Source organism: Commensalibacter intestini A911 (assembly GCF_000231445.1).
Taxonomy (GTDB): domain Bacteria; phylum Pseudomonadota; class Alphaproteobacteria; order Acetobacterales; family Acetobacteraceae; genus Commensalibacter; species Commensalibacter intestini.
On sequence record NZ_AGFR01000003.1, the window covers coordinates 134,921 to 155,074 of the forward strand.

General features: G+C 38.0%; 16 protein-coding genes. 8 read left to right on the forward strand and 8 right to left on the reverse strand.

The features are described from left to right. Positions 1-8: 8 nt before the first annotated feature. Positions 9-1,205, reverse strand: a complete 1,197-nt coding sequence (locus tag CIN_RS01000; protein ID WP_008853185.1) for an efflux RND transporter periplasmic adaptor subunit — start codon at positions 1,203-1,205, stop codon at positions 9-11. 304 nt (positions 1,206-1,509) lie between these two features. Between CIN_RS01000 and CIN_RS11285 the strand changes: the two genes are divergently transcribed. The 3 genes from CIN_RS11285 (at position 1,510) to CIN_RS01015 (ending at position 3,804) form a co-directional block, all read left to right on the forward strand. Then, entirely contained in the window at positions 1,510-1,920 is a 411-nt protein-coding gene (locus tag CIN_RS11285) for a DUF883 family protein (RefSeq protein ID WP_008853186.1), read from the forward strand. 157 nt (positions 1,921-2,077) lie between these two features. After that, complete coding sequence (locus CIN_RS01010) at positions 2,078-2,710, forward strand: ribonuclease HII (RefSeq protein WP_008853187.1); 633 nt, start codon at positions 2,078-2,080, stop codon at positions 2,708-2,710. Then, positions 2,707-3,804 carry a site-specific DNA-methyltransferase gene (locus CIN_RS01015; protein WP_008853188.1) on the forward strand — a complete coding sequence of 366 codons (1,098 nt, stop codon included), beginning with the start codon at positions 2,707-2,709 and terminating at the stop codon, positions 3,802-3,804. Before CIN_RS01010 ends, CIN_RS01015 begins: the two co-directional genes overlap by 4 nt. Positions 3,805-3,820: 16 nt before the next feature. On the opposite strand, the gene CIN_RS01020 is transcribed toward CIN_RS01015, so the two are convergent. The 5 genes from CIN_RS01020 to CIN_RS01040 form a co-directional block, all read right to left on the reverse strand. Beyond that, positions 3,821-4,405, reverse strand: coding sequence for a hypothetical protein (locus tag CIN_RS01020; RefSeq protein ID WP_008853189.1), 585 nt, complete (start codon positions 4,403-4,405; stop codon positions 3,821-3,823). A gap of 84 nt (positions 4,406-4,489) precedes the next feature. Continuing rightward, the gene (locus tag CIN_RS01025) at positions 4,490-6,586 is read right to left on the reverse strand and encodes a glutamine amidotransferase (RefSeq protein ID WP_040363648.1); all 2,097 of its coding nucleotides are present in this window, start codon (positions 6,584-6,586) and stop codon (positions 4,490-4,492) included. Beyond that, positions 6,586-9,324: a DUF4159 domain-containing protein gene (locus CIN_RS01030; RefSeq protein ID WP_040363649.1), complete on the reverse strand. Its 2,739-nt coding sequence runs from the start codon at positions 9,322-9,324 to the stop codon at positions 6,586-6,588. The genes CIN_RS01025 and CIN_RS01030 overlap by 1 nt, the downstream gene beginning before the upstream one ends. Further along, entirely contained in the window at positions 9,321-10,316 is a 996-nt protein-coding gene (locus CIN_RS01035) for a DUF58 domain-containing protein (RefSeq protein ID WP_050798296.1), read from the reverse strand. The genes CIN_RS01030 and CIN_RS01035 overlap by 4 nt, the downstream gene beginning before the upstream one ends. A gap of 2 nt (positions 10,317-10,318) precedes the next feature. Then, entirely contained in the window at positions 10,319-11,344 is a 1,026-nt protein-coding gene (locus CIN_RS01040) for an AAA family ATPase (RefSeq protein ID WP_008853193.1), read from the reverse strand. Between the two features lie 297 nt (positions 11,345-11,641). Here CIN_RS01040 and CIN_RS01045 point away from each other — a divergent pair, with 297 nt between their 5' ends. The 5 genes from CIN_RS01045 (at position 11,642) to CIN_RS01065 (ending at position 18,016) form a co-directional block, all read left to right on the forward strand. Further along, a complete protein-coding gene (locus CIN_RS01045; RefSeq protein WP_008853194.1) occupies positions 11,642-12,112 on the forward strand; it encodes a hypothetical protein in 471 nt (156 codons plus the stop codon). A gap of 72 nt (positions 12,113-12,184) precedes the next feature. Next, entirely contained in the window at positions 12,185-13,381 is a 1,197-nt protein-coding gene (locus CIN_RS01050) for a CCA tRNA nucleotidyltransferase (protein WP_008853195.1), read from the forward strand. A 179-nt stretch (positions 13,382-13,560) separates the two neighbouring features. Next, positions 13,561-15,273, forward strand: a complete 1,713-nt coding sequence (locus CIN_RS01055) for an ABC transporter ATP-binding protein (RefSeq protein ID WP_083813329.1) — start codon at positions 13,561-13,563, stop codon at positions 15,271-15,273. 62 nt (positions 15,274-15,335) lie between these two features. Further along, positions 15,336-16,436: an HlyD family secretion protein gene (locus CIN_RS01060; protein ID WP_008853197.1), complete on the forward strand. Its 1,101-nt coding sequence runs from the start codon at positions 15,336-15,338 to the stop codon at positions 16,434-16,436. Continuing rightward, positions 16,433-18,016 (forward strand): DHA2 family efflux MFS transporter permease subunit, encoded by a 1,584-nt coding sequence (locus CIN_RS01065; protein ID WP_008853198.1) that lies wholly within the window; start codon positions 16,433-16,435, stop codon positions 18,014-18,016. The genes CIN_RS01060 and CIN_RS01065 overlap by 4 nt, the downstream gene beginning before the upstream one ends. A gap of 68 nt (positions 18,017-18,084) precedes the next feature. Here CIN_RS01065 and CIN_RS01070 read toward each other — a convergent pair whose 3' ends face one another. Continuing rightward, complete coding sequence (locus CIN_RS01070; protein ID WP_008853199.1) at positions 18,085-18,558, reverse strand: RNA pyrophosphohydrolase; 474 nt, start codon at positions 18,556-18,558, stop codon at positions 18,085-18,087. Positions 18,559-18,593: 35 nt separating this feature from the next. Then, positions 18,594-20,129, reverse strand: coding sequence for a S41 family peptidase (locus tag CIN_RS01075; protein WP_008853200.1), 1,536 nt, complete (start codon positions 20,127-20,129; stop codon positions 18,594-18,596). Between the last annotated feature and the right edge of the window lie 25 nt (positions 20,130-20,154).

The following is a 20,154-nucleotide window of genomic DNA, read 5'->3' on the forward strand; positions in this document are numbered from 1 at the left end:
AAAAAAAACTATTGTGGGTTATTTGGAATAACAACGTTGGCACCATCACGAAGTTGATCAATACCATCTGTTACTACTTTATCTTCGGGTTTTAATCCTGTTTCAATAACAGTATGTTCACCGTCATCATATCCAGTAGTAACATTTTGTAGTTTCACAGTAGAATTCTTTTGTACAATATAGACGAAAGAACCATTAGGACCTGTTTGAATAGCATTATTAGGGACTGTGAGAACCTGATTTAGGGTTTTTACTAAAATATGTGCATTGACGAATTGGTTCGGGAACAATTCCCAATTTGCATTTGGAAAAATTGCCCGCATACGTACAGTTCCTGTGGATGTGTCAATTTGACTATCGACAACACTGGTCGTGCCGTTCGCTAGTTTTGTTGTGTTATCACTGTTCCAGGCTTCAACAGAAAGTTTTGGTTGTTTTTTTAAGGCTTCTAAAATCATGCTTAGCTTATTCTCAGGAACTGTTAAGATAACAGAGATTGGAGTCATTTGTGTTAACGTTGCAATCCCGTTACTTTGGCCTTCAGTGACATAGTTTCCAGCATCTACTTGTCTAATTCCAATACGACCATCAACAGGTGCTATAATATGAGAATACATCACATTCAATTTTTGTTGTCGAATAAGCGCTTGATCTGCTTTGATTTGTCCCTCAAGTTGGGCGACTTTATATTGTTGATCTTGCGCAGTCATTGGTGCGATACTATTTTGTTTTAACAGCTGTTGATAACGTGTATTATCTAATTTAGCTTGTTTTAATGAGGCTTCATCAGATTTTAATGTGCCTTCGTATTGAGCTTGAAGAGCCTCATAGGGACGTGGATCAATTAATGCTAGTAAATCGCCTTTTTTAACCTTTTGTCCTTCGGTAAAATATACATCTTGTAAATATCCTGAGGTTCTTGCTGGAACGGTAATATTTGCAATCGGAATAACGGTTCCAAGCTCTGTAAATACAACAGGGACATCTTGATTTTTTGCAATTGCTATAGCAACAGGTTTTGGTAACTCAGCTGCTTTTTTTTCTGATGTAAAAAAAGTAGTGTGTACAAAACGATATCCAATAACTAAAACAATAATAAGAATCAAAATTAAAAAAAATCTTTTGATCCATGGATAACTTTTAGGAGAAGAGGATAGAGTATCTGCTGTATTATGATCATTGTTTGATGAAGGAGGGGACTGCATTATTTCACGATCTTTTTATGAGTTTAACCAAAGCAACTATTATTGAATATGTTTTACAAGTCTTATCTGTAGTTAAAATATGATTATTTTATGACATATACAAAAAAAGGAATAATTAGGCTTATAGCTCAAATTTGAAAATATGTAATCTCCTTTATATATATATATCATCAAAGATTTATTAATTCTTTTTTTATATTGCATATAAAGGTTTTTGGGATTTTGTATGGACTTTATAGGATAGTGTTGTCATACTTGAATAGTTCAGAATATATAAAATTTTGTTAAATAAAGGATATTTCTTATGAGTAAAGATCTAAAAGATTCAGTAAAAGATGTAAGTGAAAAAGTCGAAGCTGCGATAGATCAAGGCAAAGAGCAACTGAAAGGCAATACCAATCAAGCAAAAGATGATCTGCATGATTTAAAAAATGATGCAAAAGATAAATTTCATGATGCTAAGAATAGTGCCAAAGATAGTTTTCATGATATAAAAAATAAAGCAGATGATCATTTTTCTGGGCTTAATGGTAAAGCTGAAGATTTTGCTGCGACAGCTGAGGACGAATTTAATCGTCTATATGGTGAAGAAGGCAAAATGGAATCATTGGTAAATTTCGTTCGTGATCGTCCTATTCTTTCTTTAGGTGCAGCAGCAGTTGTTGGGATTATTTTGACAAAATTATTAAAATGTTGTTGTCGTAAGCATCGTTAATTTTTATCGATAATGTCGAATAATGAAAAGCTATTTTTTCTATTAAAAAAAGAAAAAATAGCTTTTTTTTTAAATTTCATATTTTCCCTCTATTTTTTGCGACTCGTTGAGTATATTATGGTTTCGTTTAAAACCGATACAGAGTATTTAATTACAAATGCATTATGCAATAGAAATCGCAGGCGTTGATGAAGTGGGAATTGGATGTATTGCTGGGCCCGTTGTGGCAGCAGCAGTCATGTTTCAAGGGCTTGTACCCAAAGATTTGCTGCACCACCTAGATGATTCAAAAAAGGTCAAACCGCTTTTAAGAGAACAAATTTTTACACGTCTTATGAGTTTACCACAGACTTTTGTTGGAATTGCTGCTGCTTCTGTTTCTGAAATTTTGGTTTTAAACATTAAAAATGCAGCAGGATTGGCAATGCAAAGAGCTGTTCGTAAACTTTCTTTGCTGCCTAAACTTGTTTTGGTTGATGGGAATTCATCTCCAGACTTTTTATGTATGACACAACCAATTGTCAAAGGGGATGGGCTTTCCTTTTCGATTGCAGCTGCATCCATCGTGGCAAAAGTTATTCGAGATCGTTTAATGTCTCGTTTATCTAAAAGATGGCCCGCGTATGGATGGGATAAAAATGTTGGTTACCCAACGGCGCATCATCGTCAAGCTCTGACTACGCACGGGTGTTCCCCGCATCATCGTCAGGGATTTGTAACGGTTAAACAACTTTCTTTTAAAATGAACTTTCAAAATAATGGGGCGGCATTCGTGTCGAAAAAAATATGAGCGGTGCTGTTATGTTGGATCTTCCTTTGGATCAAATTTTAAAGGGAGAATGTGTTCAGATGATGAAAAAGTTACCTTCAGCATCGATTGATTGTATCTTTGCTGATCCGCCATATAATTTGCAGTTACAAGGAGAGTTACGTAGACCTGATGATACAATCGTTGATGGTGTAACCGAGGAATGGGATAAATTCCAAAGTTTTGCTGTGTATGATCAGTTTTGTCGAGATTGGTTAAAAGAATGTCATCGCTTATTACGTAAAGACGGCACAATTTGGGTTATTGGTTCGTATCATAATATTTTTCGTATAGGCACGATCCTACAGGATTTAGGCTTTTGGATTTTAAATGATATTATTTGGCGTAAATCTAATCCAATGCCGAATTTTAAAGGACGTCGTTTTACGAATGCGCATGAAACATTGATTTGGGCTGCCAAAGGTGCGGACAGTAAATATCGTTTTAATTATCAGGCAATGAAAACATTGAATGATGATATTCAAATGCGTTCAGATTGGTTTTTACCATTGTGTACAGGAAATGAGCGCCTTCGAAATGAGCACGGGTTAAAGTTACACCCAACCCAAAAACCTGAGAGCTTGTTGTATCGTGTGCTTTTATCATCGACGAATATTGATGATGTTGTTTTAGATCCTTTTGCAGGAACAGGAACAACGTTAGCCGTTGCTAAGCGTTTGCAACGTCGTTTTATTGGTATTGAACGTCATCCAGATTATCTGAAAGCAGTGAAGGCACGCTTAGAATCAGAAACACCATTGCCTGTTAAAGATATTAAGCTTTCACCCGCAAAACGTGAAATCCCACGAGTTCCTTTTGGGAATTTAATTGAGCAAGGATTTATTCAGCCAGGCACTGTTTTAATGGATCGTCAAAGACGTGTTTTTGCAACAGTTACTTCTGATAGTACGATTATTAGTGGAAATCAAAGAGGGTCTATTCATAAAATAGGGGCTGTTGTCACTAATGCGCCATCTTGTAATGGATGGACATTCTGGCATTTTGAAAAAGACGGTGCGTTACATGCATTGGACGTATTACGCACCGAATATAATCAAGCCACGGAAAAGAAATAGATTACTATTAAAATAATTATCTATTTTGGAATCCTAAAAACCCGATTTCTGGTTTAGGGGTTCCACCTTTTTGGGCAATATAAGTAGCTTCATTTGAAGCCGTCATTGTACCACGTTTATTTTTACCTTTAACAGACATGCTTGCTTTGCCGTTTTTAACGGTAACGCCTGAAGATTCTGTAGAAACACTCGCTAATTGTTGTGGAGAGTTATTATATCCACGCATAGATAATAATAAGAACGTAATACGGTCTCTGTTAAGATCGACAGACATTTCCAATGGTGTTTGTCCTAAGACATTCTCAGCGTGTAAATCTGCACCTCGACCCACAGCCTCTTGAGCTTGGCGTAAATTACCAACATTAATTGCATTAAATAGCATTTTTGTTGGATTTACATCTTTATCCCCTGGATTGGCATTATCATCATCGTCATCAGAATTTTGCTGTGCTTTGGGCTGATGTTGTTGGGGCTGCTTTGATGTATGAGGATGTCCTGTAACTGTTTGTGCGTTTGCAGAAACAGGTGAAAGAAGCATCGCCATACAGGCAGATCCCAGCAATAAAGAGAAGAAAGGCAATAAACGAGGTTGAGAGTTCATGATGCTATTTCCCGTGGCATTAAAATCGATCCTAGACAGTAGTTTTTTCCGTGTATCAAATCAAGTCCTAATATGATTATCTATTTAAGAAAAACTTTCTCGGTACCATGCCATAAAAATGCTTCCTAATCCAATGATTAAGGCTAACCAAGGGGATAGAATGTGATGAATTGATTGCTTTGTTGTTGTATAAGTGACATGTTCAGGGAAATCCATTACAGATGAATTGCCATTAACCTTATCGTGTTTGACGACATGTATGTCAGGAACCTTTAAATGATTTGGAGTATCTCCCAGCCAATACATGCGCCCATACTGCTGTAATAAAGGATCAAGTTTTTGTCCTGTAACGGCGATATCTGTCATTTCTACTGGATCAGAGGTTTGAGGTGCTGCATAAGCAGTTAAAGAACCATTCGTAATTTTCCATATTCCATCTTCTTTTGCTGGAATGGTCGCGGTGGCCTCACCATTTTCTATTGTTTTAAATTGTAAAGGTTGCACAACACCAGAAGGGGACGTAACAGTAAAATCTTGATTATTGATATTATTTGTTAACGTATGCCATTCGACAGTTAATTTTTGATCTTTAATAAATGCAGAAAGTTGCTCTTCTTCTAACTCTGGCTCTTTCATTAACCAATGAGAAAGACGACGAAGTAATTCTGCTTGAGGCCCATTTTTATTACTGCCTTTTGACCATAGCCAGATTTGATCTGATAATAGGAGCGCTACACGACCTTTATCTACATGATTTAAGATCAGTAATGGAGATTGACCTGGGGTTTGCATTAAGACTTCACCCTCTGTGTGATCGGCTTTGAGATAACGATACCAAGATCCCCATATGGAATTATCTTTGTTAAGTCCTTTTGTGACCGGATGTTTTTGACCTAAATTGGTAAGTTCAGGTTTGAACTTTTGTTCTATCACATCTGTGGGTGATAAAACCGTTGCAGGTAATATAGAACGTAAGGGAGAGTTCTGTAGTGAAAATTGTTGTGCGAATTCTGGCCCTGAAATGAGTAGTAAACCACCACCATTTTTTACGTAATTTGCAATGCTGGCAATATAGTAAGACGGTAATGTATAGCGATTTTCGAAGCTATCCAAGATGATTAAATCAAATTGGTTAATCTTTTGCATAAATAATTCATTGACTGGAAAAGGAATTAAAGCCAACTCTGAATCAGGAATATTTTCATTTTGTTCGGCTGAACGTAAAATTGTAAAATGAACAAGATCTACAGATGGATCGGATTTAAGTAAACTTCTCCATGCACGTTCACCTTGATTAGGTGCACTGGAAACTAATAATACACGTAATTTATCGCGAATACCGTGAATATAAAGGGTTTGATGATTATTAATTTCTGAGATTTCACCTTTTAAAGGAGAGGCCGATAAGCCCACAAGGTTTTTCCCTGTATGGGTCACAGGAATAGTAATATTCTGTGGTTTACCAACGGGAACTTGCATGGTGATGGGTTGCTTATCTTCTTGCATAATGGTTAAGGTTGCATCTCCGCTTTGTGGAGAGCCTGTATCATTTACCTGAACTTGAATAGTCGCTTCTTTACCTACAATTGTATAGGCAGGAGCATGAAGAATTTTTAAAGAACGATCCGTTTGCTCTTTTGATGCAGGGAGTAACGCATAAATAGGAACAGTTTTCTGATTAGGAAGTGTTAAAAATTTAGGGAATTTTTTTGGCACGTCATTCACTTGCCCATCCGTAATTAAGACAACACCGCCTAGTTGAGACGCTGGAATTTCATCCGTTGCTTTTTGAATTGATTGAAAAAGTTGTGTGCCTTGTTGATATGCATTATGAACCGTAACAATTTTTGTTCTGACATTTTTCGGCACTTTATTTTGTAGCTGTTGTAAAGCCTCATTTGCAATTTTAGTGCGATTACCAATCGACATAGAGTCTGATTGATCCATCATGATGAGAATGGTTTCAGGTAAAATTTGCTGATGATTTTTGAAGATCATTGGCCCTGACAACCAGAGGAGTAAGATTGAAAATGCAAAAAAACGCCAGATTAGCCCTTTATAAGATTTATTAACTAAGCTGAACAGCAATACGATTATGCAGAGTCCTGCGAGTACAAGAATTCCCCAAAAAGGCAATAATGGATCAAAATGAAGGTTCAATGAAGAAAAAGATTGAGACATTATTGTTGTTTCCCTAGTTGCTTTAGCAAGGCAGAAACATGAACTTGATCTGCTTTATAGCTGCCTGTTAATGCATACATCACCAAGTTTAATCCAAAACGATAGCTTAAATTACGTTGTTGATCGGTGTTTGGAAAAATTGGATATACAGGGTTATTATCTGCTGTTATTGCCCAAGCATGTGCCCAATCATTTTCCCCAACGATGACAGAGCTCACCCCATCATTGACCAAAGGGTTACTTTGAGCAATCCAGACAGGCATGGCATCATATCGTCCAGGAAAATCATGTAGGATATAGAATGTTCTGCTGAGTAAATCTTTATCAGATAATTGTGATAAAGCAGGGATTTTAAGCCCCTCAGTTGCATTCTTTAACGCTTGCGACGTGCCAGAGGCTTCACCGGCGAATTGATCAGGGTGTGATGCTTCGATGCTAGAACTTGCATCATGACCTTGTGTATCTAAAATCAGTAACCCGCCATGTGCAAGATAGTCGTTTAATGCGTCGTTTCGTTTAGGATCAGGCTGTAATTCCGCTGTGATTGGCCAATAAAGAAGAGGATAAAAGGCTAGTTTATCTTTGGTTGGATCAACACCTTCGGGGGAGGATAGCTGTAGAGAAGTTTTTTCATTAATAAATTGAGATAAGCCTTCTAACCCTTGTTTTGAAGCTAAATTAACCGCAGGATCAGGGGTCAGAATATATGCTAATCGTGTATTTAACGCAGCTGGTGGAACGGATGTAGAAGTCGTAGATTGAGCGAAAGTATTGTTGCTAAGACAACTCAAAGCAAGGATCATAATCATTGTTGAGCTTTTAATTTTATTGATATAGCCACGTAAGAATAGGCTGGCTAGAATATCTGCTAAAATCAAAATAATACTCATGATAATGAATAAACTACCCAACGTATATGATAGAGAAACACTGCCTAATGTAATGACTTTTCCAATAGGTTTAGAAGCTTTTAGGCTAGAAATATGATCCCCTAAATTAACAGCAATATTGGTTCCTGTATTGCCGTATAATCCTGGTGGATGCTCAGGGGAAATGACAAGATTTTGCAATTTATCAAAAGAGATCGATTTTGTATAAGGGGACGGGGCTTGTAACGCACCATGACCATTTAAAGTTAAAATAGGATTTAAGACTTCTCCAGTCTGTGTGGATTGCACACCAAAAGAGAGTTCAATTAAACGATCTAACATATCTTCGAATAAACTAGAAAGTGGTAAGGAAGACCAGTCAGGAGTACTATTTGTGTGAAATAAAATGATTTGCCCTTTACCAACAGAACGGTGGGTAACTAGAGGAGTGCCATCTTCTAACTTTGCCCAAACATATTTATCATTGTCTAAAGCTGGCTTAACCAAGATTTGTCTATTAATGGTTACATCTTGAGGAATGGTTAAGCCATTAAAAGGAGAATCTTTGGAGAAAGAGGCTATTTTTTGAGGCTTTTCCCAAGTCATTGCTCCGCCTAATTCTCTGGTGCCTTGCAACAAAGGAAGCGGAATTAAAGGTGTTTCTTGTTGATTTAAGGTGCTGCCGGCCAGTAAGTCACCAGAGAAACGAATGAGCATTCCTCCATTTTCTACCCAGCTTTGGAGTTCTTTTTCAGATTGTGGATCGGAAAAAACTGTATCTGGCGCAATAATGACTGATAAAGGTTGGGATAAGAGTTGATGGATAGAGCCTTCTTTAAGATCTCCCAAAGGTGTCAGTGCTTTTTTAAGATAATATAAAGAGCCAGTAAAAGGGGTATTGGTATTATTCGAAGCAGAGATAAAACCAATAATATGTTTTCGGTTATGTGCGTCTAAAAGGTAAACACCACCAGCTCCAGCATAATTTGCAATTTGTAGATAATCGACTTTATTTCGAGCTTCTAAAGGAAGGGTCAGGTCAATATCACTCTGTGATGTATTGGCAGGAATAGATTTTTGTATAGAGGTGAGTAACATTCCTTGTTGCGTATAAGCTTGCAAGGTTATTTGTTGTGGAATAGGGCGAGGGAGTAATGAAATAGATTGCATAAAGCCATTTTGTGTAGGGCTATTTTTAGTCAATAAAAGTGTTGATATATTACCCTCTTGAGGACGAATTTCGTATAAATTTGTATGGTCTGTTAGTTTCTTTTGAAAAGCTTGATCATCCTGATGTTGAATGCCATCAGAGAAATAATAAATTGTTTGATAATGGTTGGCTTTATTTAAAATTTCCGCTGCTTTTTGATGCTCAACAGGCCAAGCCATGGGTTGCAATCCGTTAAATTGCACGGCAGCAGAGGTATTATCAGATAAAGTTGTGATTTTTAACGCTGTATTTTGTTCATTCGGTGCGGTTAAGAGTAAATGCACAGGTGTATTTTTTTGTTGAGCTTGCGTTAAAACTTGTGCTGCATCGTCAATCAATTGAGACCATTGTGGGGCAGATGCCCATCCATTATCGATAACCAGTAAAATAGGATCTTTTGAGTGTTGTAAAGCAAGATTTTTTGAAGGTAAAACTGGTCTAGCCAAACCAATAATTAACAAAGCCACAGCAAGCAAGCGTAATAAAATTAACCACCAAGGTGCATGCACGGACTCTTGAGCCTTGGTTTGCAGTTGGTGCAATAATTGAATAGGCGGAAAAGATTGCTCTTTTGGGCGTGGAGGTGTCGCTCTTAAAAAGAACCAAATCAGAGGAAGAACGAGCAATGCGAATAAGAGGTAAGGGGTCAGAAAGATCATGTTAATCTTGGATTGCTTTTATTTGATAAAATATTCCATGCTTGCAGCAAAGTCTGCGCAGCATTACGATCAGAAAAATCACAAAGCATAGGAATACCTACATTTTGACTCAGTTTTTTTAGCTTATTTTGATGGTCAGTCCATAACGCTTCATAATCAATAGAAGATTGCGTAGAGTTAGATAAAATCAGCCCTTCTTCGCCTTCCATTCCTGTGAATTGTAAGCGTCCTTTGAAAGGTAACTCTTTTTCTGCGGGATCAGCGACTTGTATTAATAAAAGATGACTTGGACGTTGTGCCATTTTCTTTAAAAACTCAGCAAGTTCTTCATAAGGATATAAAAAATCGCTGATTAATACCGTCCATGAATGAGGGGAAACATGTTCTGGCATCGGAAAAGGGGTGGCCGATGGACTGTGAACAGAGCGCGTTAATTGTTCAGCCAATGGATAGAGTTGATGCGTGCCTCTGAAACTATTTATTTGTTGGTTAGGAAGCAATAAACGCACTCGTTCCCCGCCATTTAAAAGCAAAGAACTGAGGGTTAGTCCTAATAAAAAAGCTCTATTTTGTTTAGTTGGTAAATCGGATTTGGAATGCCACTGCATAGATCCAGACACGTCACACCATAAATATAAAGTTTGTGTGTTTTCTTCTTCTGTTTCTTTGACGTAGGCTTTGTTGCCTTTGGCAGATTTACGCCAATCGATCGCTTGAATAGATTCCCCAGGCAGAGCATGGCGATATTGCCAAAATTGACTGCCTTGACCTGCACGTTTACATCCATGACTGCCTGCCAATACGGTTCTGGCGATTTTATGAGAAGCCAGTAATAAGTCAGGCAAGCTATGGGCAAGATGCTCTGAGGAAGGAACAATTGAACTGAGTGCTGTGGTCTGATGAGGTCGTGATGGCGCATCAGAGGAGGAGCCTCTTAAATGGTGAGAAGCCCCTTTGTGAAAGAGTCGTGACCACCAAGAACCTGTCATCATGATTAGACTGCTTTTTGTAGAAGATTTTGGATAATATCATCCAATTGTATATTTTCTGCTCTAGCGGCAAAGGTTAGGGCAATACGATGTCTTAATACCGCAGGGGCAAGGGCGATCAGATCTTCTTGGTTGGGTGCTAAACGGCCATTTAACAAAGCACGCGCACGGACGAGTAACATTAATGCTTGAGCTGCTCTGGAACCAGGCCCCCATGCGATATTTTGTTGAATAAATGGATCTTCGCTGCTTTCTGGTCGAGCATTCCGAACAAGGCGTAAAATACTATCGACTAAGTTTTCCCCGATAGGTAGTCGTCTGACCAATGATTGTGCTTGAATAAGCATTTCTGAGGTTATAACAGGTTGTGCTTTTGCTTCATTGGCGCCAGTTGTTGCCAATAGCATTGCTTTTTCAGTATTAAGGTCTGGATAAGAGAGGTTTACTTGCACCATAAAACGATCTAATTGAGCTTCAGGTAAAGGGTAAGTTCCTTCTTGCTCAATAGGGTTTTGTGTTGCTAAAACATGAAAAGGTGCAGGAAGAGGGTAATCTTTTCCAGCAATTGAAATATATTTTTCTTGCATGGCTTGCAGCAAAGCAGATTGTGTCCGAGGGCTGGCACGGTTAATTTCATCAGCCATTAATAGCTGACAAAAAACAGGGCCGGGAACAAATCGGAAACTACGTTTACCTTCTGCATCTTCGTCTAAAATCTCACTTCCTGTAATATCCGCAGGCATCAAGTCTGGGGTAAATTGTACACGCTTCGCGGACAATCCCATAACCGTTGCCAATGTGCTGACCAGTTTTGTTTTTCCAAGCCCAGGGGCTCCGACCAAGAGCGCATGTCCACCACTTAAAACACTGGCAATAATTTGCTTGATTTCTTCTTGTTGTCCATAAATGACACGACTGGTTTCTGTCAGAACATTCGCCAGATGAGGCCCAAGCGTATCGGCAAGGTGTGTATCATCAGAAAGAGGATCATTATGCTTAGCGTCAATGGGAGTATTTTCTAAAGAAGTCATGTGCACTCAATTAAAGGGTTAAGATTAAAACAAATAGCGAATAAGAAAGTTGCATTTTGCAGTATAAAATATAGTAAGAGCATACTGCAAGTTTTGTAAAATATTTTAAAGCAATTTATTAAGAAAAATGAATTATTTGAGCTTTCAGGTCGCCTGTATCAATATTAATCTTTGTATTCTGTGTCGTTATATTCCTTTACCATTCTAATGCTCTAATAATAAATTTGTCATATATTTATAGAAATGATCATTTATGATAAATTGAGTTAATTCTCATCATATGTAATGAAGGTAAAAATGAAAAAACTCTTACTTGCGCTCTCTATTATTGCTTTACCTTTAACCGCTATGGCTGCTGATAAACCAGACAGAATGTCAGATGCCACGATTGATGCTGCTGTTAAAAAATTTGGCCCAAGCTTTTGTGCTAAAACAGTCAATGGTATTAAAGATGCTGCTGAAAAAGTATATGATTGTTATCAAAAAACACCAAAAGATAGCCCAAATTTGGAAATTTGTTTCTTAGGTGATGGAGCCGTAAGATCAATAATACGACCACTAACAGAAAAAGCTGAAGCCTTAGGAAAAACTAACCCTTTTGAAAAAATTACTTATTTTTCAAAACCAAACATTACAAAAAGAATAGAAGAAAAATATAATTTTCCAAAATATAAAAATTATACAAATGAAGAAAAATTAGATTATCAGGTTAATTCTATAAGATTATTTGCTAATAAAGCTAATGCATCCTGTAATCCTTCACATTAATTAATTATAAAAATGCTAATTTAGTAAAATAGTATTATTTTATAAAGCTCAGTGCGTGGAAAAAGGTTGTTAATGAGTATCTTGGAAAAACTATCTTGTATCAACGCACTCAATCAATTGTGGGATTATTTACCTCAGGCGCGTTTAGTCGGCGGGGTTGTCAGGGACTTATTAGCCAATAAACCAATTGCAGATATTGATATTGCAACCCCAGAGCCACCAGAAACTGTGATGGCAATTTTACAAAAAGCTGGAATAACAGTTATTCCTACGGGACTGTCTCATGGAACAGTCACTGCGTTGATTGATCATACGCCTTATGAAATTACCACGTTACGTAAAGATATCGTCACAGATGGTCGGCATGCTCAAGTCGTATGGACTGATGATTGGCAAGAAGATGCTGCGCGTCGAGATTTTACGATGAATGCGATGTTTTGTGATCGAGATGGAAAGATCTGGGACTTTTATCAAGGGCAACAAGATCTTTTGTCTGGAACAGTGCGTTTTGTAGGGAACGCAAAGGAACGTATTGAAGAGGATGTTCTTCGTTCTCTACGTTTTTTTCGTTTTTATGCACGTTATGGAAAAGAGCCCATTGATACAGAAGCCGTAATAGCAATTCAACAAACAACATATTTGTTGAAAACGCTTTCTGCGGAACGTGTGTGGTCTGAAATACAGCGGATATTAATTGGGCCTATGGCGGATGGTATCGTGCAGCAGATGGATCAATATGGTGTGTTGAAAGAGATATTACCTTCTGGATATCAGCTTCCTTTTTTTCAAAAACTGGTTCAGTTAGGTGCTCCTCAGGATGCGGTGTTACGGTTGGCTAGACTAGTTTCTGCATCAAGTCAGATTGTTGCTAAACAATTACGATTATCTCGGAAACAAGAAAAATTATTATGGGCATTTCAACAAGATTCTGAGGTAAGTCTCGAGAATACAGAGATTCAAAAACGTCAATTAAGAGCAGAATATGATTTGGAAGTTTTAATCGGGCAAAGTTGGATAAAACAAACCGCTTCCGTCATAGTAGAGGATTCTGAAAAATGGAACCAATGGAGGCATTCTGTTTCGTTAATTGAACGTCCTATATTTCCTGTGATGGGGCAGGATTTAATCCAATTGGGAGTTCAGCCAGGGCCTGTCATCGGTAATACTTTAAAAATCATTAAAGATTGGTGGTTACAGAATGGTTGTTATTCTTCCCAAGAAGAATGTTTAAAGTGGTTTAAAAGCCACAAAAATGAAAGAATAAATTAAATCATTTAATTCTTGTCAATAAAGAGGTAAATAAGTGACAACGACATCGTAAGACACGGTGATTTTGTAATTATATTTAAAGAAAATATATAGTGACTGCTATTTCAGACAAACCAATCCCAAAGAATAAAAAGACGATTTTATCACGCTTATTAGGGAATAATCCAAGCTGGCCATATATGCAGCGTTTGTGGAAGGAAGAAATTCGCCTTCATCCCAAACGTATTCTTGTTATTTTTATCTTAACGATGATCATGGCAGGATTAACGGCTTTGTATCCATTGGTGATTAAACGTGCTTTGGATATGTTTAGGGATAATGACCCTAGGATTTTGTATCAAGTTCCGTTACTTGTGGTAATGGTTACGGCTGCAAAGGCAGCTTCACAATATGGTCAAACGTTGGCTATTCAAGGGTTAGTACTAGTTGTTATCCGTGGATTGCAAAAAAAGATGTTTTTGCATCTAGTGCGCTCGGATATTGCTAAAGTTGAAAGAGAAGCCCCAGCACAATTAGCATCACGATTTACAACGGATGCTTTGTCTATACGTGAGGCAATGATTAGAGTTGTAAATGCTTTTGGTGATAGTATTACGGTTGTTGGCTTGATTGCTTCTATGTTCTATATGGATTGGGAACTAAGTTTAATTGCAGCTTTGCTTTACCCCATTGCAGCAGTTCCAATCCAAAAGCTTGGAAAAAAAGTTCGTCGTGCGTCTGGTAATATGCAAGAGCAAGTTGGGAAGACCGCAGCGTTATTAAATGAAACATTTGCTCAGTCCAGGACCGTGCGCGTTTATGGGATGGAAGAACGTGAGATTGAGCGTGCAGGAAAATCTTTTGAGCAGCTTTATGATGCGACTTTAAAAATTATTAGTGGTAGAGCTAGAGTAGATCCAATTATGGAAGTTCTAGGAGGCACGGCTGTTGCTGCTGTATTAGGATTTGCTGGATGGCGTGCTGCGATGGGTGGAGCAACCCTAGGGGATTTCTCTGGTTTTGTTGCTGCGTTATTGTTGGCTGCAAGACCATTGCGTGCTTTGGGCTCTTTAAATGCAGCGATGCAAGAAGGAATTTCAGGGTTAGATCGTATCTTTAAAGTGATTGATGATCCAATTGAAATTATTAACAAACCGAATGCTATTTCCTTACCTGAAGGAAAAGGAAATCTTAAGTTTGATGATGTACATTTCATTCATCCTGGCCGTCATTTGGGATTGCAAGGATTGGATTTTGATGTTGAACCTGGATTGACAGTGGCTTTGGTGGGCCCTTCTGGAGCTGGAAAGTCAACGGCACTGACATTAATTCCTAGATTACATGATGTTCAAAAAGGACGAATTTTGTTTGATGGAGTAGATTTGCGAGATCTTAAGATTAGTGAGTTGCGCTCTGAGATCGCTTATGTTCCACAAGATCCACTTTTGTTTGATATGTCCATCATTGATAATATTTTGATTGGTAAGCCACATGCATCTGAAGCAGAAATACAAGAAGTGTTAGATGGTGCTGCGATTAATCAATTTGTTCACAATTTACCTAACGGATTAAATACGAGAGTAGGACATGGTGGACAACTCTTATCAGGCGGACAAAGACAACGTGTTGCGTTGGCCAGAGCGTTATTAAGAAATCCCCGTTTATTACTCTTAGATGAAGCAACCAGTGCTTTGGATACAGAGAGTGAATATATGGTGCAACAAGCTTTGGCCAAGTTACGAAAAAATCGTACAACGCTGATTGTTGCCCATCGTTTATCTACGGTACGTTCTGCAGATTTAATTTTTGTAATGTGCGATGGTATGGTTGCTGAATCTGGTAGTCATGAAGTATTAATGGATCAAAATGGATTATATGCAAGATTAGTACAGACACAGGATTTAAATCGTTAAAGTACGATCATATATCATTATGTAACTTATTCAAAATTACCGAAGGCTGAAAAGGAAAATCAATGGCGGATGCAGGGGAAGTGATGGATCAACAGTCCGTTTCTGCAAATGAAGAGACTGGGAAAAGCAAAGCTAATCCTTTGAAAAAGTTTCTGATTATTGGAGTATGTTGCTTATTAGTCATTGGCGCAGGCATCTATTGGTGGCTAACCCGTGATGACATTGATACAGATGATGCGTTTACAGCAGGACGAATTGTTTATATCGCACCACATGTCAATGGATATGTAACGGATCTTTTGATCAATGATAATCAATTTGTGCATAAAGGTGATTTGTTATTAAAAATTGATTCCAGAGATTATGAAGCTGCTAAAAAAGAAGCCGAAGGGAATTTAATTCGTGCTCAAGGGCAGTATATTGCGTCTCAATATATGTTAGAAGTTGCTAAGAAGAACTATCCTGGTCAGTTGAAAGTTGCTCAAGGTCAATTGGGAATTGCTAAAGCTCAGGCGTTTAAAGCAAAAACGGAATATGTCAGACAGCATAGTATTGTCAAAGCTGCCACTACACAACAAGCCATTGATAATGCAACAGCAGCGTATGAACAAGCAAAAGCTGAAATTATTAAAGCAGAAGGTAATTTATTAATTGCTCAACCTGTGGAAGCGAACATTCAAACAAGCAATAGCCAAATTAATGAGCAAAAAGGAGCATTAGAAGCCGCTGAAGCGAAATTAAGACAGGCTGAGTTAAATGTAGGATGGACAGAAGTCAGAGCACCTCATGATGGTTGGATTTCAAAGCGGAATGTTGAGCAAGGAAATTATGTAACAACAGGTCAGTCAATTTTGGCGATTGTAGAGCCTGAAGTGTGGGTGATTGCGAATTATAAAGAAACACAAATTACTAATATGAGACCTGGACAAAAAGTAAAAATTGAAGTGGATGCTTATCCATTCTTAAAATTAAAAGGGCATATTGATTCTTTACAAGCAGGTACAGGTGCTGTCTTTAGTGCGTTTCCTCCTGAAAATGCAACGGGGAACTATGTTAAAATTGTTCAACGTGTTCCTGTTAAAATTTTAATTGATGAAGGGTTAGATCCAAAGATTCCATTGGCATTAGGATTATCTGTTACTCCAACGGTTTATACAAAATGAGTGAAATGGTCGTTGCAGATGATGGGATTGATCGCAGTGGTTGGAAACCAAAATATAATCCTTGGTTAATTGCTGTTGTCGTTACGCTAGCAGCGTTTATGGAGATCTTAGATACAACGATTGTAAATGTGTCTTTGCCTCATATCGCGGGTAGTCTTTCGACAACATATGACAATGCAACCTGGGCGTTAACGTCATATCTTGCAGCGAATGCTGTCGTTTTAACGATTTCTGGTTGGTTAGGAAGAGTGTTAGGGCGCAAGCGTTATTTCATTATTTGTATTTTAATGTTTACGGTATCCTCTTTTTTATGTGGAATGGCAGGAAGCCTTGGTGAGTTAATTATTTTCCGATTGATGCAAGGTTTCTTTGGCGGTGGATTACAGCCAAATCAGCAATCGATTATTCTAGATATTTTTCCACCTGAAAAGAGAGGTGCTGCTTTTGGCTTAACTGCCATGGCAACGGTGGTTGCACCGATTTTGGGGCCATCATTAGGAGGGTGGATTACGGATAATTATTCTTGGCGGTGGGTGTTTTACCTAAATGTGCCTATTGGTATTTTTACCGTTTTTGCTGTGCTGATGTTGTTGGAAGACCCACCTTGGGAGAAAAAACGTAAAGAGCGTGTCGATGTTATTGGATTGACATTAATTACGATGGGCTTAGGTTGCCTTGAAGTAATGGTTGATCGTGGTGAAAACGCAGATTGGTTTGGATCTTTTGACATTCGTTTGATGGGTGTGTTTGCATTTATTGGGATTGTCGGAGCTATTTTCTGGTTATTAAAAGCGAAAAATCCCGTGGTTGATCTGCATGTTTTTAAAGATCGCAATTTTGCCGTTAGTTCTATATTAATGGCGGGGCTTGGTGGATGTTTATATGCATCTGCTATTATTGTTCCACAATTCTCACAACAAGTGGTTGGATATACGGCATTTTTATCAGGGTTGGTTTTGACACCAGGTGGGATTGTGATTATCTTTTTGCTTCCTATTGTTGGTCGTATTATTAATGTCGTGCCAATGCGGTATGTGATTGCCTTTGGATTCTTTTGGATGGGAAGTGCGATGTTCTTTTCTGCGCATTTAACCCCAACTTTAGATTTTGATCATTTGGTTTTGTTTAGAGTTGCTCAAACTGCGTGTTTGGCATTTTTGTTTGTTCCATTGTCAACGATCGCCTTTATGACTATTCCAGCCAAATATAATGCAGATGCTGCGGCGCTTTTTAGTATGGTTCGAAATGTTTTGGGGGCTTTATGTATTTCTGGTGCAACGGCTTTGGTTACACAAACAAGGCAAGCTGATCAAGCTCGGATCGTTCATACGATGAGTCCACTAAATCAGCCTTTTAATGAATATTTAGCTCATATGAAAGCTGTTGCTCAGCAAGCAGGTTATGCAGCTCAGGATCAAGCCAGTGTTGCAATGCGGTATTTATATACGGACTTTCAAAAGCAAGTTGCGATTTTGGCTTATAATGATGTGTTTATGATTATAGGTTTTTGTGCATTTCTTTTAGTGCCAATTTGCTTTTTATTAGATGGCTACACAGCCAAGAAGAAAAAAGAAAAATAAAGTATAAAAAAAGACATTCCTTTTAATAAGAGAATGTCTTTTTTTTATAATGAAAGAGTATAAATAAATTAAGCGTTCGAATATTTTTTAAAATACTCAGATATTTTGGCATATAGATCGCGCTTATATCCTGTCTTAATTTCTTTTAGTTCGGTAATATCAATCCATTTCCAATCATCGAATTCTTTTTCGACATCATTATCCAGATTAATATCAAAATCGTTACCGATAAAACGAACAGCAAACCACTTTTGAGTTTGCCCTTTATATTTCCCTTTTAAAGGATTTTTTAGAACATCGGGAGGGAAGTCATAAGACAACCACTCTGGATATTCTTCTAATATTTCGATTTGATCAGAACCGATTTCTTCTGAAAGCTCTCTTTTTATCGCATCGCGAGGATCTTCATGCTGGTCAATTCCTCCTTGAGGAAAGGACCAGATACCTTCCTTAGCAAGATCATGTCGCAGCGCAATAAAGATTTTCCCTTTAGGGTTAAAAATGATTGCCGCTACATTACGACGATAAGGAAGGTCGCTCATCAATGATATCCTTTAATAATTAGCTAATTAGAAACTTATTTCTTTTGAATCTTTTGCTCTTGAGGTGCCGGACTATTCTCATTCGCTGGTTTTTGAGGTGTTGTCGCAGGCTTTTCAGGCGTTGTTTGAGCAGGTTTTGGAGCTTCTGTTGGTTTAGCTGCAGGAACTGGGGTTTCTTTTTCAACAGGTAATCCAGCCATAGAGCGCACAACTTTTAACCCTTGTTGTAATTGGAAGTCTGTTGCTGGATTATTATAATCATATTTAGGCCAGTTTTTAGGTGGCTGTTTAGGAATAGAGCTTGCAATAGCAGGTAAATCATTTCTGACTGGTGGCTTCGCTTTATTTCCGCCTTCATTTTTAATCACGTGATCTAAATCTGCTTCACGAATGCTGAATTCTGGCTCATCGTAACTATCTTGAACGTCAATATCTGGTGTAATTCCTAACCCTTGGATTGAACGACCAGAAGGGGTATAATAACGTGCAATGGTTAAACGTACTGCACCATTGCCAGGGATTGGCATAATAGACTGTACAGAACCTTTACCGAAAGTTTTACCGCCAAGAATAATCGCTCTACGATGATCTTGGAGAGCACCAGAAACGATTTCACTTGCAGAAGCAGATCCACCATTGGTTAAGACAACGATTGGTAAGCCATTGGTAATATCGGTACCTTTAGCATTCCAAAGTTGATTATCTTTTGGATCACGGGCTTTGGTAGAAACAATTGCACCATCTTTGATAAAGTCACGACAAACTGCAATTGCTTGATCCAATAATCCACCGGGATCATTACGAAGATCAATAATAAGGCCAGCAAGTTTTCCACCAGCTTCCTTTTGAAGCTTATCAAATGCTTTGTGCATGCCTTTTTCAGTTTCTTCGTTGAACTGAGAAATGCGGATATATCCAATTTTTCCATAAAGTGCAGATTTAATTACTTGAATATGGATAATTTCACGTGTCATCGTGACTTTGATCGGTTTTGGAGTTTTTAATCTGAGCAAAGTCAATGTGATTGGTGTATTTGGTTTACCACGCATTTTATCAACAGCGGTATTTAAGGGCATACCATCAATATTTTTACCGTCAATTGCAATAATATAATCACCAGATTTAATTCCAGCTTTTGCAGCAGGGGTTCCATCAATAGGGGACACAACTTTAATATGTCCGTCCTCAGCCTGGACTTCTAATCCTAAACCGCCAAACTCACCTTTGGTTTGGATTTCCATATTATGATATTGCTTTTCAGTCATATAGGAACTGTGGGGGTCAAGGCCTGTCAACATTCCATTTAATGCATTAGTAATCAAATCACGATCAGAAACAGGCTCAACATAATTTGCCCGAACACGCTCAAAAACATCTCCAAACAATGTCAGTAAACGATATGTTTCTGCGCTTTTATCAGCATTAGTTTGATCTTTTTTAACATCTTCAGCAAGTGCTTGTACCACTAAACTATTGCTAGAAAAAGAAGACCATTGTCCTAATTGGGAACCAAGCCCAACACCAGCGACTAAAAATGCGGTACCTACAAGCAGTCCTTTACGGAACTTCATGCTGATTTTCTCCTGACAATCTATC

Coding starts and splice junctions, on each gene's coding strand:
- CIN_RS01000 (WP_008853185.1), bottom strand. CDS start 1,205: ATGCAGTCCCCTCCTTCATCAAACAATGATCATAATACAGCAGATACT.
- CIN_RS11285 (WP_008853186.1), top strand. CDS start 1,510: ATGAGTAAAGATCTAAAAGATTCAGTAAAAGATGTAAGTGAAAAAGTC.
- CIN_RS01010 (WP_008853187.1), top strand. CDS start 2,078: ATGCATTATGCAATAGAAATCGCAGGCGTTGATGAAGTGGGAATTGGA.
- CIN_RS01015 (WP_008853188.1), top strand. CDS start 2,707: ATGAGCGGTGCTGTTATGTTGGATCTTCCTTTGGATCAAATTTTAAAG.
- CIN_RS01020 (WP_008853189.1), bottom strand. CDS start 4,405: ATGAACTCTCAACCTCGTTTATTGCCTTTCTTCTCTTTATTGCTGGGA.
- CIN_RS01025 (WP_040363648.1), bottom strand. CDS start 6,586: ATGTCTCAATCTTTTTCTTCATTGAACCTTCATTTTGATCCATTATTG.
- CIN_RS01030 (WP_040363649.1), bottom strand. CDS start 9,324: ATGATCTTTCTGACCCCTTACCTCTTATTCGCATTGCTCGTTCTTCCT.
- CIN_RS01035 (WP_050798296.1), bottom strand. CDS start 10,316: ATGATGACAGGTTCTTGGTGGTCACGACTCTTTCACAAAGGGGCTTCT.
- CIN_RS01040 (WP_008853193.1), bottom strand. CDS start 11,344: ATGACTTCTTTAGAAAATACTCCCATTGACGCTAAGCATAATGATCCT.
- CIN_RS01045 (WP_008853194.1), top strand. CDS start 11,642: ATGAAAAAACTCTTACTTGCGCTCTCTATTATTGCTTTACCTTTAACC.
- CIN_RS01050 (WP_008853195.1), top strand. CDS start 12,185: ATGAGTATCTTGGAAAAACTATCTTGTATCAACGCACTCAATCAATTG.
- CIN_RS01055 (WP_083813329.1), top strand. CDS start 13,561: ATGCAGCGTTTGTGGAAGGAAGAAATTCGCCTTCATCCCAAACGTATT.
- CIN_RS01060 (WP_008853197.1), top strand. CDS start 15,336: ATGGCGGATGCAGGGGAAGTGATGGATCAACAGTCCGTTTCTGCAAAT.
- CIN_RS01065 (WP_008853198.1), top strand. CDS start 16,433: ATGAGTGAAATGGTCGTTGCAGATGATGGGATTGATCGCAGTGGTTGG.
- CIN_RS01070 (WP_008853199.1), bottom strand. CDS start 18,558: ATGAGCGACCTTCCTTATCGTCGTAATGTAGCGGCAATCATTTTTAAC.
- CIN_RS01075 (WP_008853200.1), bottom strand. CDS start 20,129: ATGAAGTTCCGTAAAGGACTGCTTGTAGGTACCGCATTTTTAGTCGCT.